This window comes from Sulfuritalea sp. (assembly GCF_017302275.1).
Lineage (GTDB): Bacteria > Pseudomonadota > Gammaproteobacteria > Burkholderiales > Rhodocyclaceae > Sulfuritalea.
This window is the reverse complement of the sequence record NZ_JAFLDR010000039.1, coordinates 1-16,189: the sequence shown is the minus strand read 5'-3', so window position 1 is coordinate 16,189 and position 16,189 is coordinate 1. Positions and strand designations below refer to the sequence as shown.

The 16,189-nt window shown below is 65.7% G+C and carries 15 protein-coding genes; 7 read left to right on the top strand and 8 right to left on the bottom strand.

Features of this window, described 5'->3' with window-relative positions:
* Nucleotides 1–59 precede the first annotated feature (59 nt).
* The 6 genes from J0M27_RS17235 (at nucleotide 60) to J0M27_RS17210 (ending at nucleotide 5,026) form a co-directional block, all read left to right on the top strand.
* Nucleotides 60–512: a rhodanese-like domain-containing protein gene (locus tag J0M27_RS17235; RefSeq protein ID WP_294994548.1), complete on the top strand. Its 453-nt coding sequence runs from the start codon at nucleotides 60–62 to the stop codon at nucleotides 510–512.
* Between the two features lie 2 nt (nucleotides 513–514).
* Nucleotides 515–1,612 carry a quinolinate synthase NadA gene (gene nadA, locus J0M27_RS17230; RefSeq protein ID WP_294994545.1) on the top strand — a complete coding sequence of 366 codons (1,098 nt, stop codon included), beginning with the start codon at nucleotides 515–517 and terminating at the stop codon, nucleotides 1,610–1,612.
* 51 nt (nucleotides 1,613–1,663) lie between these two features.
* A complete protein-coding gene (locus tag J0M27_RS17225) occupies nucleotides 1,664–2,557 on the top strand; it encodes an MBL fold metallo-hydrolase (RefSeq protein ID WP_294994542.1) in 894 nt (297 codons plus the stop codon).
* A gap of 26 nt (nucleotides 2,558–2,583) precedes the next feature.
* Entirely contained in the window at nucleotides 2,584–3,360 is a 777-nt protein-coding gene (locus J0M27_RS17220; protein WP_294994539.1) for an endonuclease/exonuclease/phosphatase family protein, read from the top strand.
* Nucleotides 3,357–4,550: a cardiolipin synthase ClsB gene (gene clsB / locus J0M27_RS17215; protein ID WP_294994536.1), complete on the top strand. Its 1,194-nt coding sequence runs from the start codon at nucleotides 3,357–3,359 to the stop codon at nucleotides 4,548–4,550. The genes J0M27_RS17220 and clsB overlap by 4 nt, the downstream gene beginning before the upstream one ends.
* A gap of 284 nt (nucleotides 4,551–4,834) precedes the next feature.
* Complete coding sequence (locus tag J0M27_RS17210; protein WP_294994534.1) at nucleotides 4,835–5,026, top strand: hypothetical protein; 192 nt, start codon at nucleotides 4,835–4,837, stop codon at nucleotides 5,024–5,026.
* A gap of 160 nt (nucleotides 5,027–5,186) precedes the next feature.
* Here the strand turns inward: J0M27_RS17210 and ppc are convergent, their stop codons facing one another.
* The 8 genes from ppc to J0M27_RS17170 form a co-directional block, all read right to left on the bottom strand.
* Nucleotides 5,187–7,958, bottom strand: a complete 2,772-nt coding sequence (ppc, locus tag J0M27_RS17205; protein ID WP_294994531.1) for a phosphoenolpyruvate carboxylase — start codon at nucleotides 7,956–7,958, stop codon at nucleotides 5,187–5,189.
* Nucleotides 7,955–8,365, bottom strand: a complete 411-nt coding sequence (locus tag J0M27_RS17200) for a hypothetical protein (RefSeq protein ID WP_294994528.1) — start codon at nucleotides 8,363–8,365, stop codon at nucleotides 7,955–7,957. Before J0M27_RS17200 ends, ppc begins: the two co-directional genes overlap by 4 nt.
* A gap of 11 nt (nucleotides 8,366–8,376) precedes the next feature.
* A complete protein-coding gene (locus J0M27_RS17195) occupies nucleotides 8,377–9,105 on the bottom strand; it encodes an amino acid ABC transporter ATP-binding protein (RefSeq protein ID WP_294994525.1) in 729 nt (242 codons plus the stop codon).
* A gap of 19 nt (nucleotides 9,106–9,124) precedes the next feature.
* Entirely contained in the window at nucleotides 9,125–9,793 is a 669-nt protein-coding gene (locus tag J0M27_RS17190; protein WP_294994522.1) for an amino acid ABC transporter permease, read from the bottom strand.
* A complete protein-coding gene (locus tag J0M27_RS17185; protein ID WP_294994519.1) occupies nucleotides 9,793–10,539 on the bottom strand; it encodes an amino acid ABC transporter permease in 747 nt (248 codons plus the stop codon). The genes J0M27_RS17190 and J0M27_RS17185 overlap by 1 nt, the downstream gene beginning before the upstream one ends.
* A 95-nt stretch (nucleotides 10,540–10,634) precedes the next feature.
* Nucleotides 10,635–11,543, bottom strand: coding sequence for an amino acid ABC transporter substrate-binding protein (locus J0M27_RS17180; protein ID WP_294994517.1), 909 nt, complete (start codon nucleotides 11,541–11,543; stop codon nucleotides 10,635–10,637).
* Between the two features lie 90 nt (nucleotides 11,544–11,633).
* A complete protein-coding gene (locus J0M27_RS17175) occupies nucleotides 11,634–13,466 on the bottom strand; it encodes an ABC transporter ATP-binding protein/permease (protein WP_294994619.1) in 1,833 nt (610 codons plus the stop codon).
* 65 nt (nucleotides 13,467–13,531) lie between these two features.
* Entirely contained in the window at nucleotides 13,532–14,599 is a 1,068-nt protein-coding gene (locus tag J0M27_RS17170) for an AI-2E family transporter (RefSeq protein WP_294994514.1), read from the bottom strand.
* Between the two features lie 621 nt (nucleotides 14,600–15,220).
* Between J0M27_RS17170 and J0M27_RS17165 the strand changes: the two genes are divergently transcribed.
* Nucleotides 15,221–16,057 carry a hypothetical protein gene (locus J0M27_RS17165; RefSeq protein WP_294994511.1) on the top strand — a complete coding sequence of 279 codons (837 nt, stop codon included), beginning with the start codon at nucleotides 15,221–15,223 and terminating at the stop codon, nucleotides 16,055–16,057.
* The last annotated feature ends 132 nt before the right edge of the window (nucleotides 16,058–16,189 follow it).

Here is a 16,189-nt window from a genome sequence, read left to right as displayed (position 1 = left end):
GTTGCGGGCGGGTATACTCGATCCCCCGATTCTAATCTCCTGCTCCTGCAGCGCCTGTCATGGGACGCCTCAACGAAATCCTCTCCCTCGCCCAGTCGCGGGCACGCGAACTCAAGCTGGCCTTCGAGGGCGCGCTGACACCGCTGGAAGCCGCCGAAGTGCTGCGGCTGGCGCCGAACGCGCGCCTCATCGACGTGCGCACCAAGGCCGAACTGGATTGGGTCGGCCGCGTGCCCGGCGCGATCGAGATCGAATGGCAGGACTATCCCGCCAAGCATCCCAACCCCTACTTCTTGCAGACGCTGAAGCACAGCGTGGTCAGCGAGTCGCTGCTGCTCTTCCTCTGCCGGTCCGGGCAGCGCTCGGCCAGTGCCGCCAGGGCCGCCACCGAGGCCGGCCTTCCCGATTGCTACAACATCCTCGAAGGCTTCGAGGGCAACAAGGACGCCAACGGCCAGCGCAATCGCACGGGCGGTTGGCGCGCCTGCGGCCTGCCCTGGAGCCAAAGCTGAACATGCAAACCGCCACCATTTCCTTCGACCGCTTCAACACCCTCGCCGACATGGACGCCGCCGAGCGCATCCGCGCCGCGAAAGCCAAACTCGGCAAGGACGTGGTCCTGCTCTGCCACCACTACCAGCGCGCCGACGTCTACGCCCACGCCGACATCACCGGCGATTCGCTCAAGCTGTCGCGCCTCGCCTCGCAGGCGGAGGCGAAGCACATCGTTTTCTGCGGCGTGCATTTCATGGCCGAGGTGGCCGACATCCTCTCGCGCCCCGACCAGATTTCGATCCTGCCCGACCTCGCTGCCGGCTGCTCGATGGCCGACATGGCGAGCCTGGCGAAGGTCGAACGCGCCTGGCGCGAACTGTCCGCCGTGCTCGATCCCGACCAGAAGGTCACGCCCGTCACCTACATCAATTCCGCCGCCGACCTCAAGGCATTTTGCGGCGCGCATGGCGGCATCGTCTGCACCTCGTCGAACGCACCCAAGATCCTCGAGTGGTCCTTCGCCCAGCGCGAGAAGGTGCTGTTCTTCCCCGACCAGCACCTGGGGCGCTGGAGCGGCTACAAGATGGGCATTCCACTCGACGAGATGGTGATCTGGAATCCGGATCTCGAACAGGGCGGCCTCACCCGTGAGCAGATCGAGAAGGCGAAGATCATCCTCTGGCACGGCTACTGTTCCGTGCACCAGATGTTCCAGCCCAAGGACATCATCAAGTTCAGGAACCAGCATCCCGACGGCCTCGTCATCTCGCACCCGGAATGCAGCTTCGAGGTCTGCAAGCAGTCCGACCACATCGGCAGCACCGAGACCATCCTGCAGACGGTGAAGGCGGCGCCGCCCAACACGCGCTGGCTGGTCGGCACCGAACTCAACCTGGTCGAGCGCCTGGCGCAGGAAGTCAAGCATGAAGGCAAGATCGTGCAGTTCATGGCCGGCACCATCTGCATGTGTTCGACCATGCAGCGCATTGATCCGCAGCACCTGGCCTGGACCCTGGAAAACCTGGTCGACGGCAAGGTGGTGAACCGGATCAGCGTACCCGAGCATGAGGCGAAACTGGCGAAGATTTCGCTGGAACGGATGCTCGCGGTGTCCTGATCGCCGTGGCGCCGGCGCCGACTTTCATGCAACTCCCGCGAAGCGAGCATCGTGGATAACGTCCTGCGCTTCGGCGCCGTGGCCGTCCATCTCGGCGAGAAATCGGGGAAATATCCCGATGGCAACCAGGTCATCGTGCACGGCGCCGACACGCGCGTCGCCTTCGATACGCCGTTGGTGTCGAACCGCATCGGCGCCGACTTCGACGAAGTCGACCTTGTGCTGCTCGGCCATGCCCACGAGGACCACATGGCCGGCCTGCATCGCTTGCCGCGGGCGCGGGTGGAGGTGCACGCGGCGGACCTGCGCGCGGTGCAATCCTGGGAGGGGCTGGCGGCGCATTACGGTTACGCGGACGACGTGCTGGCGCGCGTGCGTGAGATGATAGTCCGCGATTTCCATTACCACCCGCGGCCGGACGCCACCGGCTACCTCCACGACCAGCGCTGGGACCTCGGCGGCGGCGTGCGCATCCGCGCCCACCACCTGCCCGGCCACACCTCGGGGCATTGCGCGCTGGTGGTCGAAAGCGAGGGCGTGGCCTTCATCGGCGACATCGACCTGACCGGTTTCGGCCCCTATTACGGCGACGCCACCTCCAGCCTTGCCGCATTTCGCGCCAGCCTCGCCGAAATCGCGCACCTCGATGCCAAGGTCTGGGTGACTTCCCACCATCGCGCCGTGATCACCGATCGCGCGCAGTTTCTCGCCGATCTCGGACGATTCGCGGCGAAGATCGACGAACGCGGGGACAAGCTGATCGGCTACCTGCGCGAGGGGCCGCATACCCTCGCCGAACTGGTCGATCGGCGCCTGCTTTATCCCAGGGGAGTGAGCCTGCCCTATGTCGAGAGCGCCGAGCTCAATTCGATCCGCATGCACCTCGACGAGCTCGCCGCGCAGGGCCGGGTGGGCGCGGACGGCGATCGCTTCGTGCTCGCCTGAGCTCCCTGGCTGACAGTGATCACGGCATGACGCACGCACTTTCGATCGCCACCTGGAACATCCACAAGGGGTTCTCGCAGTTCAATCGGCGCATGATGGTGCACGATCTGCGCGACCGGCTGCGCGAGTTGTCGGCCGACATCGTGTTCCTGCAGGAAGTGCAGGGCCTGCACCTGGGCCATGTCGAAACGCACCCGGACTGGCCGTCGCAGGCGCAGCACGAATTCCTCGCCGAGGATGTCTGGGCCAATCACGCCTACGGCCGCAACGTTGTCTACGACCACGGCCACCATGGCAACGCGATCCTGTCGCGCTTCCCGATCCTGCACGAACACAACCAGGACGTGACCCATCTGCGCTTCGAGAAGCGCGGCCTGCTGCATTGTGCGGTGGAGGTGCCGCGGCTCGGGCAGGCCCTGCATTGCGTGTGCGTGCACCTGTCGCTGTTCGCGCGTTCGCGGCGGCGCCAGATGGATGCGCTCGCGCGGCGGATCGAGGAGGTCGTGCCGGACGGCGCGCCGCTCCTGATCGCGGGCGACTTCAACGACTGGCGCAACCATGCGGACGACCTGCTGGCGCAGCGCCTTGGCCTCACCGAAGTCTTCGCCGGTGACGCGCAGCGCCCGTCGCGCAGTTATCCGGCGGTCTTGCCGATGTTCCGCCTCGACCGGATTTACCAGCGCGGGTTGCGGGTGGGGGCCCGGCAGGTCCATGCCGGTCCGCCCTGGTCGGGCATTTCCGACCATGCGGCGCTTTCCGCCGAGTTTCGATTCGGCCCCGCCGCCGCCAGGCGCAGATCGTGAGCGCCGATTTCTGGACGACGGCGGCGCCCGGCCTGGTCGCCGGCAACCGCCTGCAACTGCTCGAATCCGGCGGCGAATACTTTCCGGCGCTGATCGCGGCGATCGACGCGGCACTCCATGAAGTGCAACTGGAGACCTATATCTTCGAGGATGACGCCACCGGTCGCCGTGTCGCGGCCGCGCTGGCGCGCGCGGCACGGCGTGGGGTCGCCGTGCGGGTGCTGGTGGATGGCTTCGGCGCGCGTGAGTTTGCAGGAGGACTCGGCGCGGTGCTGGCGGACGACGGGGTCGAGGTGATGACCTATCGGCCGGAAGCCGGCAGGTTCGCCTTCCGCCGCCATCGGCTGCGCCGGCTGCATCGCAAGCTGGCGGTGGTCGACGGCGGCACGGCCTTCGTCGGCGGCATCAACGTGATCGACGATTTCGACGACGGCAGGGAAACGGCGCCGCGCTTCGATTACGCAGTTCGCATCGAAGGGCCGCTCGCCGCGCGGGTGCACCACGCGGTGCGGCACGTCTGGCGCCTGGTGCGCTGGGCGCGCCTGGGCCGCCGCCCGCCGCCGCCCGCGGTCCTGCCGCCGCCGCCGCCGGTGGTAGGCAGCATGGCTGCCGCGCTGCTGATCCGCGACAACCTGCGCCACCGCCGCGACATCGAGAACGCCTATCTCGCCGCGATCGCCGGCGCGCGACAGCGGGTGGTGATCGCCAACGCCTATTTCCTGCCCGGCCGAACCTTCCGCAGGGCACTTGTGGCGGCGGCGCGGCGCGGCGTGCGTGTCGAGCTGCTGCTGCAGGGCCGCTCCGACCACCTCATGCTGCACTTCGCGACCTTGTCCCTTTACGATCGCCTGATGGCGGCCAGGATCCGCGTCTTCGAGTACGAGACGGCCTACCTGCACGCCAAGGTGGCGGTGGTCGACGGCGATTGGGCCACCATCGGCTCCTCCAACATCGATCCTTTCAGCCTGCTGCTGGCGCGTGAAGCCAACGTCGTGGTGCGCGGCGCCGAATTCGCCGCGCAACTGCTCGCCAGCCTCGATGCCGCGATGGCCGATGCCGCGCGCGAGGTGCGGCCCAAGGATCAGCGCCATCGTTCCTGGCTCACCCGCGCCGCCAGCTCCATGGCCTACAGCGTGGTGCGTTTCCTGGTCGGCGTCACCCGCTACGCCGGGAAGCACTACCGCGACTAGCGCCCCGGCACGCGCCGGACAACTGGCTCCCGGAATCGCTTCACTCCGGCTGAGAGATAAATAAATCAAAGGGTTGCAAGCAAGCGTCAATGCGCGGCGGGTCCCCGCCGATTGGTCGCGGACACCGCGCGACGCTGTAGATTGCCGGCGTCGTGAAATAAGTCACGCGCAGGTCCGAACGGACTATTGGCCTGCCACGGCGTGCCGCCTAGGATGCAATCAACGCAGCAAAACGCTGCCACGAACACCACAAGATCCTTGAGGGCATGGCAATGAAAACACTAATGGCGCTGATGGCAGGACTGGTCAGTACGGGCGCCGCGATGGCGTTCTCCGAGTTGGGGATTCAAGCTCCGGCCGCTATCCAGACCTATTTTTCGACCCCGCCTACCGGGACCAGCGAAATGGTCGTCGCGGGCATCGGCCTGATGCTGTACGTCGCCCACCGCCGCGTGAGCCGTTCAATCAAGCGCTGACCAGAAACAAGCCGGTCCGGGCGGCAGGCAATGTCCGTCCCGGCGCGTGGCAAGCGGATCAGGTCCGCCTTCGCCACCGCACCGGAAACGGGTTCCGGTGCCCGGCAAGGCGCGCAAACCCGTTGCCACCCCGGGATCGAATCCTTTGCGGCATCCGCCGCTAGCCGCTGTTGCGCAGGCCGGCGGCGACGCCGTTGATGGTGAGGTGGATGCCGCGCTGCACGCGGTCGTCGGTCTCGCCTGCACGGTGGCGGCGCAGCAGTTCGACCTGGATGTGGTTCACCGGGTCGAGGTAGGGGAAACGGTTGCGGATCGAGCGCTTCAGCAGCGGATTGAGGTCGAGCAGTTCCTTTTCCCCGGTAATCGCCAGCAGTGCGGCGATCGAGGCCTGCCATTCGGCCTTGATCCGCGGAAAGATGGCCGCGCGCAGCACTGTGTCCTTGACCAGCATCGAATAGCGCTCCGCGATCACGATGTCGCTCTTGCCCAACACCATGTCCATGTTGGACAAGGTAGTGCGGAAGAAGCCCCAGTCGCGGTACATCTCTGCCAGCAGCGCCATGCCCCGCGCGCCGTGCTTCTCGCGCCAGGCGGCGACGGCGGCGCCGAAGCCGAACCAGCCCGGCAGCATCAGGCGGCACTGCGCCCAGGAAAATACCCAGGGAATCGCGCGCAGGTCCTCGATCGCCGTGGTCTTCTTGCGTGACGCGGGCCGGCTGCCGATATTGAGCGCGGCGATCTCGGCGATCACCGTCGAATCCCAGAAGTACTCCTCGAATCCCGGCGTCTCGTACACCATCCTGCGATAGGCGGCGAACGCGCTGGCGGAAAGTTCCTCCATCGCCGCGAGGAACTCCGGTTTCGGTGCATCGTGCTCATGGCCCAGCAGCGTGGCTTCCAGCGTTGCCGCGGCGAGGATTTCCAGGTTGCGGCGGCCGAGTTCGGGATTGGCATACTTCGAGGCGATGACTTCGCCCTGTTCGGTGATGCGGATCTGGCCCTGCACGGCGCCCTGCGGCTGCGCCAGGATCGCCTGGTAGCTGGGGCCGCCGCCGCGGCCGACCGAACCGCCGCGGCCGTGGAACAGGCGCAGCGTGATGCCGTGGCGGGCGAAAACTTCGGTCAGCGCGATCTCGGCGCGGTACAGCGCCCAGCCCGAAGTGAGGAAGCCCCCATCCTTGTTGCTGTCGGAGTAACCCAGCATGCATTCCTGCAAGCCGCCGCGCGAGCCCAGCAGCCTGTTGTAGAGCGGGATAGCCAGCAACCGGTCCATGGTCGTGCCGGCGTTCGCCAGGTCGCCGATGGTCTCGAACAGCGGCACGATGTTCACGTCCAGCGCATGTTCCAATGGTCGCAGCAGGCCGACTTCCTTGAGCAGCACGGCAACTTCGAGGATGTCGGAGACGCCGTCGGTCTTGGAGATGATCACGTTCTCGATCGCCGCGCGGCCAAAGCGCTGGTGGATGCTGCGCGCGGTGTGGAAGATCGCCAGCTCATTGCGCGTCTCGTCCGAATACCCGACGCCGGGCGCCGTCAGCGGTCTTGGCGTGGCGAGTTCTTCCAGCAGCAAGGCGATGCGCCCGTTCTCGTCCAGCGCGAGGTAGTCCGTGCCGGGGTTCGCGATGGCGAGCAGTTCGGCCACGGTGCGCGCATGCACATCGGAATTCTGCCGCAGGTCGAGCGGCGCCAGGTGGAAGCCGAAGATGGCAACGGCATGGCGCAGGCGGCGCAGGCGGCCGCGTCCGAGCAGGCCGCAGTTGTGGCTGAGCAGCGAGCGGTGCAGCACGTCGAGGTCGGCGGCGAATTCGGCGGCGGTGGCGTAAGGCTCGGCTTCCCCCACGGCATGGCGCGGTGCCTCAAGCTTGTCGAGCAGCATCGCCGTGGCGGCCAGCCGCGCATAGAAGCCGGCGATGGCGCGGCGGTAGGGCTCGTCGAGGCGATGCGGGCTGCGGTCGGGCGACAGTTCCGCCAGGCGCATCAGCTCGACGTCGGGCACCTCGATCAGCGAGGTGGTGGTCGACAATTCCGCGCCGAGCTGGTGCAGTTGTTCGAGCAGGAAAGCAATGGCTTTGCGGCTTTGCGCGCGCATCGCGGATTCCAGCACCTCGGCGGTGACAAAGGGATTGCCGTCGCGGTCGCCGCCGATCCAGGAGCCGGGGCGCAGGTAGGGCGGCAGCTCGGCCAGGCCCTGCTCGCGCCAGCCGGGCACGGCCTGCGCGAGATGGTCCTCGCTGGAGTTGAAAAGGCGCGGCAGCTCGCGCAGGAAGGTCATGTCATAGAACGACAGCGCGTTGTTCACCTCGTCCATCACCGAGAGCTTGGCCCGGCGCAGCATGCGCGTCTGCCACAGGCGCAGCACGGCGCGGCGCAGTGCCTCGTCGTGCTCGGCCTGTTCCTCGGGCGAGAGCTCGGTGCGGTCGCGCTCGTCGAGCAGGCGCGCGATCTTCCACTGGCAGTCGAGGATGCTCTTGCGCTGGACTTCGGTCGGGTGCGCGGTCAGCACCGGGCGCACCTGGGCGCTGGCGAAGAATCCGGCGAGGCGTTTCGCGTCGATGCCGGCTTTCTGCGCGCGGTCGAGGGAATGCGCCAAGGTGCCTTCGCGCGGCGCGGCGCCGGCGCGCGCGTAGGTACGCGCGCGGCGGATGTGGTGCTGGTCCTCGGCGATGTTGGCCAGGTGCGAGAAATAGCTGAAGGCGCGCACCACCATGTTGGTGCGTTCGCGCGGCAGTTCGCGCAGCACGGCATCCATTTCGGCGCGCGCCGCGTGGTCGTCGTCGCGGTGGATGCGTAGCGCGAGCTGGCGGATCTGCTCGACGCGGTCGAAGACCCCGGCGCCCTCCTGCTCGCGCACGGTGTCGCCGAGCAGGCGTCCGAGCAGGCGGATGTCCTCGCGCAGGGGTCGGTCCTTGTCGGCGGTTGGCTTGGTGCTCATTTGCGGGCTTTCAGTCGGGCGCGGCTTTCCTCGATCGCGCGTTCAAGATAGGCGCCGTAGAAATCCGCCAGGCGAAAGCCGACGATGGCCTCGGCCAGCGGTTCGCCGTCCGGCCCGTGGAACATTACGGTGGGAACAAGGCGGACCTGCAGGCGGCGGGCAAAGTCGGCGCTGGAGGTACGGCGACCGGCGAAGTCTATCAGCGGCGTGTCGCGGTCGATATGCAATTCGCGCAGCAGCGCTTGGGCATTCGGGTCGCGCGCCATGGGGCCAAGGTACTCGCGACGAAGCCTCGCGCACCAGTTGCAGTCCTCGCGGCTGTAGAGGATGACCAGCGGCGCGCCCTTGCCCGCGGCGAGCCGGGCATCGGCGGCGAGGTCGCCGGCTTCGATCAGCGAGCTCTCCATCAGGCGGAATTTCAGTGCGACAGGATCTTCGACAGGAACTGCTGGGCGCGTTCCGAGCGCGGCTTGCCGAAGAAATCTTCCTTGGTCGCGTCTTCGACGATGCTGCCCTGGTCCATGAAGATCACCCGGTCCGACACCTTGCGCGCGAAGCCCATCTCGTGCGTCACCACCATCATGGTCATGCCTTCATGCGCCAGCTGGACCATGACGTCGAGCACCTCGTTAACCATCTCCGGGTCGAGCGCCGAGGTCGGCTCGTCGAACAGCATGCAGATCGGGTCCATGGACAGCGCCCGCGCGATGGCCACGCGCTGCTGCTGGCCGCCGGAGAGCTGCCCCGGGTGTTTGTGGGCGTGCGGCTTGAGGCCGACGCGGTCGAGCAGTTTCATGCCGCGTTCGTTGGCCTCGTCCCTGCTCCGTCCCAGCACCTTGACCTGGGCGATCGACAGGTTCTCGGTGATGGTCATGTGCGGGAACAGCTCGAAGTGCTGGAACACCATGCCGACGTGCGAGCGCAGCTTGGGCAGGTTGGTCTTGGGATCGCCGACGGAGGTGCCGTTGACGAAGATGTCGCCCTGCTGGAAGGCCTCGAGGCCGTTCACGCACTTGATCAGCGTCGATTTGCCGGAGCCGGAGGGGCCGCAGACGACGATCACCTCGCCCTTTTCCACCTGCGTCGTGCAGTCGGTCAGCACGCGGAAGGCGCCGTACCATTTGCTGATGTTCTTTATTTCGATCATGGACACGAGGGGCCCCCCTTCAGCGGACGATGGCAATGCGCTGCTGCAGTTTCCTGACCAGCATGGACAGGCTGAAGCTGATGATGAAGTAGAGCACGGCGGCGACCAGATAGGTCTCCACCGGGCGGTTGAAGTTCTTGCCGGCGATCTCGAAGCCCTTGAGCAGGTCGTAGGCGCCGATCGCATACACCAGCGAGGTGTCCTGGAACAGGATGATGGTCTGCGTCAGCAGCACCGGCAGCATGTTGCGGAAGGCTTGTGGCAGGACGATCAGGCCCATGGTCTGCCGGTAGCTCATGCCCAGCGCGTAGCCCGCGGCGACCTGGCCGCGCGAAATGCTCTGGATGCCGGCGCGCATGATCTCCGAGTAGTAGGCCGCCTCGAACAGGGTGAAGGTGATGATGGCCGACGTCTCCGCACCGAGCGGCTTGCCGATTACCAGCGGAATCAGCAGGAAGAACCAGAGGATCACCATCACCAGCGGGATGCTGCGCATGGTGTTGACGTAGGCCGCCGCCGGCATCACCAGCCAGGGCCTGCCCGAGAGCCGCATCAGCGCCAGCAGGGTGCCGAGGATGATGCCGCCGACCATGGCGACCAGCGTCAGCTGCAGCGAGAAGATGAAGCCCTTGACGATGTAGCCGGAGATCAGTTCCGGCGTGAAGAAGGCGAAGTCGAGGGCCAGCATCAGTGGCCTCCCCCGCCGATCATGCCGGGGACGCGCACGCGGTTCTCGATGAACAGCGCGGCGCGGTTGATGGCGAAGGCCGAGATGAAATACAGCCCGGTCACGGCCAGGTAGACCTCGATGCCGCGCGAGGTTTCCTCCTGCGCCTGCAGGGCGAACAGGGTCAGCTCGGAAATGCTCACCGCGAACGCCACCGAGGAATTCTTGATGATGTTCATCGATTCGCTGGTCAGCGGCGGGATGATGATGCGGTAGGCCATCGGCAGCAGCACGTGGCGGTAGGTCTGCGGCAGGCTGAAGCCCATGGCCAGCCCGGCCATGCGCTGTCCCCCGGCCAGCGACTGGATGCCGGCGCGCACCTGTTCGGAAATCCGCGCCGAGGTGAACAGGCCGAGGCCCATCACCACCAGGATGAAGCTGGGCACGCCGCGCAGGATAGGAAAAAGGGCCGGTACCACGTGGTACCAGAGGAAGATCTGCACCAGCAGCGGAATGTTGCGGAACAGCTCGGTCCACGCATTGCCCAGCAGTACCAGCCCGCGGTGCGGCGTGGTGCGCAGGATGCCCATCAGCGAGCCGAACACCAGGGCCACCACCAGAGCCAGTACCGACACCGAGAGCGTCCAGCCCCAGGCCGAAAGCAGCCAGTCGAGGTAGGTGATGTCGCCGCCCTTGCCAAAGCAGGTCGACGCCACCTCGCCGCTCGTGGTTTCCTTGCAAAAGACCTGCCAATCCCAGGTGCTCAAGTCCCTTCCTCCCGCCTTGGTTCGCGCCGGATGGAATGAAGGCGCGGGGCCGACATGTCAGCGCCGCGCCTTCATCCCATGCGTCCTATGCGGCCCTACTTCCTGGCGTAGTCTTCCATCGGCTTGTCGTTGGGGCTGGCCCAGGCCGCCCTGGTGGCGTCGGAAGCCGGCAGGCCGATACGCGTGTTGGTCGGCGGTATCGGCTGCATGAACCACTTGTCGTAGATTTTGGCCATCTCGCCGGACTTCATCATCGCGGCGAGGCTGTTGTCCACCGCCTTCTTGAAGGCGGGATCATCCTTGCGCACCATGATGGCGATCGGCTCGACCGAGAGCACCTCGCCGACGATCTTGAAGTCCCCCGGGTTCTTCGATTTGGCGATGTTGCCGGCGAGGATCTGGCCGTCCATGACGAAGGCGTCGGCGCGGCCGGATTCGAGCAGCAGGAAGCTGTCGGCGTGATCCTTGCCGAACACCTCGTTGAAGTTCACCCCGGTTGCGCGCTCGTGCTTGCGCAGGTGCTGCACCGAGGTGGTGCCGGTGGTGGTGGCGACGTTCTTGCCGTTGAGCTGGCCGATCGAGGTGATGCCGGAGTTGGCCTTCACCGCGATGCGGACTTCCTCGACGTAGGTCGTGGCGGCGAAGGAAACATCCTTCTGCCGTGTGGCGTTGTTGGTGGTCGAGCCGCACTCGATATCGACGGTGCCGTTCTGCATCAGCGGAATGCGGTTCTGCGAGGTCACCGGCTGGTACTTGATGTCCAGCTTGGCCATGCCGAGCTGCTTCTGCACGTCGGCCAGCGCACGCTGGCAAAGCTCGACGTGGAAGCCGGCGAACTTGCCGTCGCCGAGCGTAAAGGAGAGGCCGCCCGAGGATTCGCGCACGCCCATGGTGGCGGTGCCGCTATCCTTGATCTTCTTGAGCGTGCCGCTGTCCTGGGCCAAGGCGGGCAGCGCGAGGGCGGTGAGAGCGATGGAAGCAACAAGGGTGGTGCGACGAATCATGGCGGTCTCCTGGAATTGCCGATCGGGCTGGGGTCGGTTACGGCTCTCGGCGGCTGCGTCTGACGCGCAGCGCGGAAGGGGCGCACTAGCCTACACCGAAACTTCATGTTCCTGCTGCTGCAGGGCCCACATCTGGGCGTACATCCCGTTGCGCTCGAGCAGCGCGCGATGGCTGCCGCGTTCGACGATGCGCCCGGCATCGAGCACCAGGATCTCGTCGGCGTTCATCACGGTAGACAGGCGATGGGCGATGATCAAGGTGGTGCGGCCGATCGCCGCCTGGTCCAGCGCCGCCTGGATCGCCTTTTCGGTCTTCGAATCGAGCGCCGAGGTGGCCTCGTCGAAGATCAGGATAGGCGGATTCTTCAACAGCGCGCGGGCGATGGCGACGCGCTGCTTCTCGCCGCCGGAAAGCTTGAGGCCGCGCTCGCCGACGCGGGTCTGGTAGCCGTCGGGCAGCCGTTCGATGAAGTCGTGGATGTGCGCCGCCCGCGCCGCGGCGATCACCTCCTCGCGCGGGGCCGTGGGCCGGCCGTACTGGATGTTGTAGAAGATGGTGTCGTTGAACAGCACGGTGTCCTGCGGCACGATGCCGATCGCGGCGCGCAGGCTGCCCTGCTGCAGCGCGCGCAGGTCGGAACCGTTGACCTTGACCGAGCCGCTGCTGGTGTCGTAGAAGCGGAACAGCAGGCGCGCCAGCGTGGACTTGCCCGAACCGCTGTGGCCGACCACGGCCACCGTGCGGCCGGCGCCGACTTTGAAATCGACATCGAACAGGATCTGCTGGTTGGCTTCGTAGGCGAAGCCGACGTTCTCGAACTCGACCTCGCAGGGGCCGCTTTCGCCCGCGGCAAACAGCGGTCGCGCATCCGGGGCATCCTCGATCTCGCGGTTCCTGCTCAGCAGGCCGAACATGCGTTCGATGTCGGTCAGCGACTGGCGGATTTCCCGGTAGAGCACGCCGAGGTGGTTGAGCGGCATGTAGAGCTGGATCAGGAAGGCGTTCACCAGCACGATGTCGCCCACGGTCATGTTGCCGGCGACCACCTCGACCGCGGCGCGCCACATCATCAGCGTCACGGCGGCGGCGATGATCAGCGACTGGCCGAGGTTGAGCCAGGACAGGGAAATCTGGCTGCGGATCTGCGCCGTCTCCCACTTCTGCATCTGCTCGTCGTAGCGGTCGTGCTCCCAGCGTTCGTTGTTGAAGTACTTGACCGTCTCGAAATTGATCAGGCTGTCTACCGCGCGGATGTTGGCCGCGGAATCCAGCTCGTTAACCTCGCGCCGCAGCACCGTGCGCCAGTTGGTGACAAGAATCGTGAAGGTCACGTAAAGCACCAGCGTGACCAGCGTGATCAGCATGAAATCCTTGTCGTAGCGGAAGCCGAGGATGCCCAGCACCAGCGCGATCTCGACCAGGGTCGGCAGGATCGAATACAGCGTGTAGCTGATCAGCGAACCGATCGACCGCGTGCCGCGCTCGATGTCGCGCGTCATGCCGCCGGTCTGGCGCTCGAGGTGGAAGCGCAGCGAGAGCGAATGCAGGTGCTCGAACACCTGCAGCGTGATGGTGCGCACCGCGCGTTGCGTGACGCGGGCGAAGAAGATCTCGCGCAGTTCGGTGAACAGCACCGTCGCAAAACGCAGCGCGCCGTAGGCCGCCAGCAGGCCCAGCGGCACCAGCAGCGCGGCCTGTTCCAGCTTTCCGGCGCCGGGCAGCGTGAAGGTGTCGATGATGTCCTTGAACACCAGCGGCACGCCGACGGTGGTCAGCTTGGCCAGCAACAGGCAGCTCAGCGCGAAGACAACGCGACCCTTCCACGCCCACAGGTAGGGCAGCAGGGTCTTGATCGTCTGCCAGTCGTGGCGAGTGTCGGGGATCGGCCCGGGCAGGGCCATGGTGGGAGGGGTGCGGCGCATCATGGTTTAGATTTTAACAACTTGGCGCGGCGGCAATTCCGGGTGCAACATTCCGCGGGTGGCGCTCATTCCTTGCCGGGCGCGCTCGTCGCCGGCGGCGCCGCGCCGGTCCATTCCGTCGCCAGCCGGTAGCCCACCGCCAGCAGGGTCGGGCCGAGGAAGGCGCCGATCACGCCGAAGCCCAGCACGCCGCCCAGCACGCCGAGGAAGACCACGGCGAAGGGCAGGCTGGCGCCGCGGCTGATGATGAACGGCTTGATCACGTTATCGACCGTGCTGACCAGGAAGAAGCCCCAGGCCGCGACGAAGGCCGCCCAGCCCGGCTCGCGGCCCTGGAACAGCCAGATCGCCGCGCCGCCCCAGACCAGCGGCGGCCCCACCGGCACCACGGAAAGAAAGAAGGTGGCCACGCCCAGCAGCACCGCGCCCGGCACCCCGGCGATGCCAAAGCCGATCGCCGCCAGCACGCCCTGCGCCAGCCCGGTACCGAGGATGCCGTAGATCACCCCGGTCACCGTGCCGCGCACGATGCCAAGCAGATAGGCCGCCCGCCCGCCGGCCAGCCGCTCCATTGCCACCCGCAGGCGCGAGGCCAGCGCTTCGCCGTGCAGGAAAAAGAAGAAGGCGATGAATACCGAAATCGCCATGTCCAGGCTGCCCCTGGCCACCACGCCGCCGGCCGCCAGCGCCGCCGCCTGCGCCGGCTTGGCCAGCTTTTCCAGTTCAGCCATCAGCTTGCGCCCGTCGTGCGCGAAGCCCTGCCAGTAGTCGTGGATGGTCTGGCCCACCACCGGCAGCGACGCCAGCCAGGCCGGCGCGTCGGGCAGGCCGTCCTTGACCAGCGCGGTCGCCGCGCGGCCCAGTTCGGCGGCGTTGTCGGCCATCGCCAGCGCCACGGCGACCACCGGCCCCAGCAGCACCACCGTCACCAGCAACGTCATCAGGGTTGCCGCCAGCGCGCGCCGTGCGCCCACCGCGCGATCCAGCCAGAGGAAGGCCGGCCAGCTGGTCGACACCAGGATCGCCGCCCACACCAGCGAAGTGAGGAAGGGCCACAGCACCAGCACGCAACCCGCGCCGAGCAGGGCCAGGGCGAGGATGGGGAGAATGCGGTCGGAACTGAAGTTCGGCATGGGGGGTGGAGGGGCGCGGGTTCGGCGGAACGTTGCCGGCATTATGCGGGTTTCGCTGGCGGGGCTGGAAATTGGGGTGCGGCCGCGGCAATTGTCGCCGTGTCGCAAGCGCCCGAAGGAAGTCCCTGTGGGGCGCCGACTTTCTTCCTTCGCTTCCAAGTCCGCGCCGGGTCTCGCCCCGGCAGGCGACCTACTTTCTAGTTCGCGCAAGAAAGTAGGCAAAGAAGCGCTCCCCGCCTCCCCGGCCCTTCGGGCTGCCCTCGCTGCGAAAGGCCCGCCGGGCCGGTCGCTAAACTAGCCGGCCAAAAGACGGCCGTCGTCGGACAACGCGCCCGGACTTCCCCCGGCGAACCTTCCTCGCTCGGCGGCTCAGAGGGGAAGGCAAACCGCCGCTCGTGTCGCCACACCCTTGCGGAAATGCCGGATAAATCGTCTAATCCAATTCAAGTAAAGCGCGCCGGTACCGGACCCCAATTTTAGGTGCCACTAAAAATGGACAACATGCTGGTGAAATGCAGTATTTTTGAATCCTGGAAGTGGAACGCGGCGCGTTTGATGGGTTGTTTACCATCTTGTAGGCAGCCGACTTGACGTTACACAACATCGGCCTGCGAGTGCGACATGGACCTATTCTTAGATAACACTGGCTTGCACGCCGCAGGAGAATGTCTCTCTGGCCGCGCACGCGGGGAGGCAGATGTAAGAGGATTGCTTCAGCTTGGAACCTTATTGGTTTTCGCGGAACGGCTACAAATCAATGGATTTGAGCTCGACGCCGTCGGACGTCGAACGAGGGAAATCCGCGACAACCTAATGCATCTAGGTCTTGATCAGTCGGCGTTGGTTATTGGCAACCAGAGCGAGGCTTCTTACGGTCGCGCTTGTCTTGCTGCGGCGGACGCTGCTGCGGAAGAACTACCGAGCCTCGTCGCATCATCAGAATTACCCGGTGGTTCAACAACTCCGACGGGCCTTCCCGACGGCGCCCTAGCGCAAGAGCAAAGCGATATGCTCAAAATCCTTTCTGGCGCACGCCCGATAGTTCTGCGTCAGTTCGAGCACACGGCATTAAGTGCGCGCGCGCGCGGAGCAGCCGTGTTCATGCTCGCGGCCTCGCCTAGACTCCGAGTGGCAGTCCGCGAATACTTTCAGCAAGCTGGTGCCGCAACGCCGTCACTTCTCGAGCAATTGGGAATATTCCTACGTTTGTATTTGAACGATACGCTGGCAGTGGAAAGCGCATCAGTGTATGCGCCTGCTGTTTCACGCGCAGAGATGTTTCGTCGGGGTACTGCAAGCCTGTTAAATGGATTAGAAGCAATTGTTGAAGACTCTGCAGGGGCGCTGAAGCCAAAAACACTTGGCGTGCCCGCGGTTGCAGCCGTGCTTGTCGATCGATCAAGAGGTGACCCTGCTGCGGTAATCACCGAAGCCCTTCAGCTATTGATATTTCCGTAAAACATGACAACTTTTGATCATCTGAAACGTTGTATCTCCAATGGTGATATTGGAGAATGTTGTCATGGCACAAAAGCGGTTAAGCGACGCAACAAAGAAGCGATTGAAGGCAGGCCGGATGCTGCTCGCGGG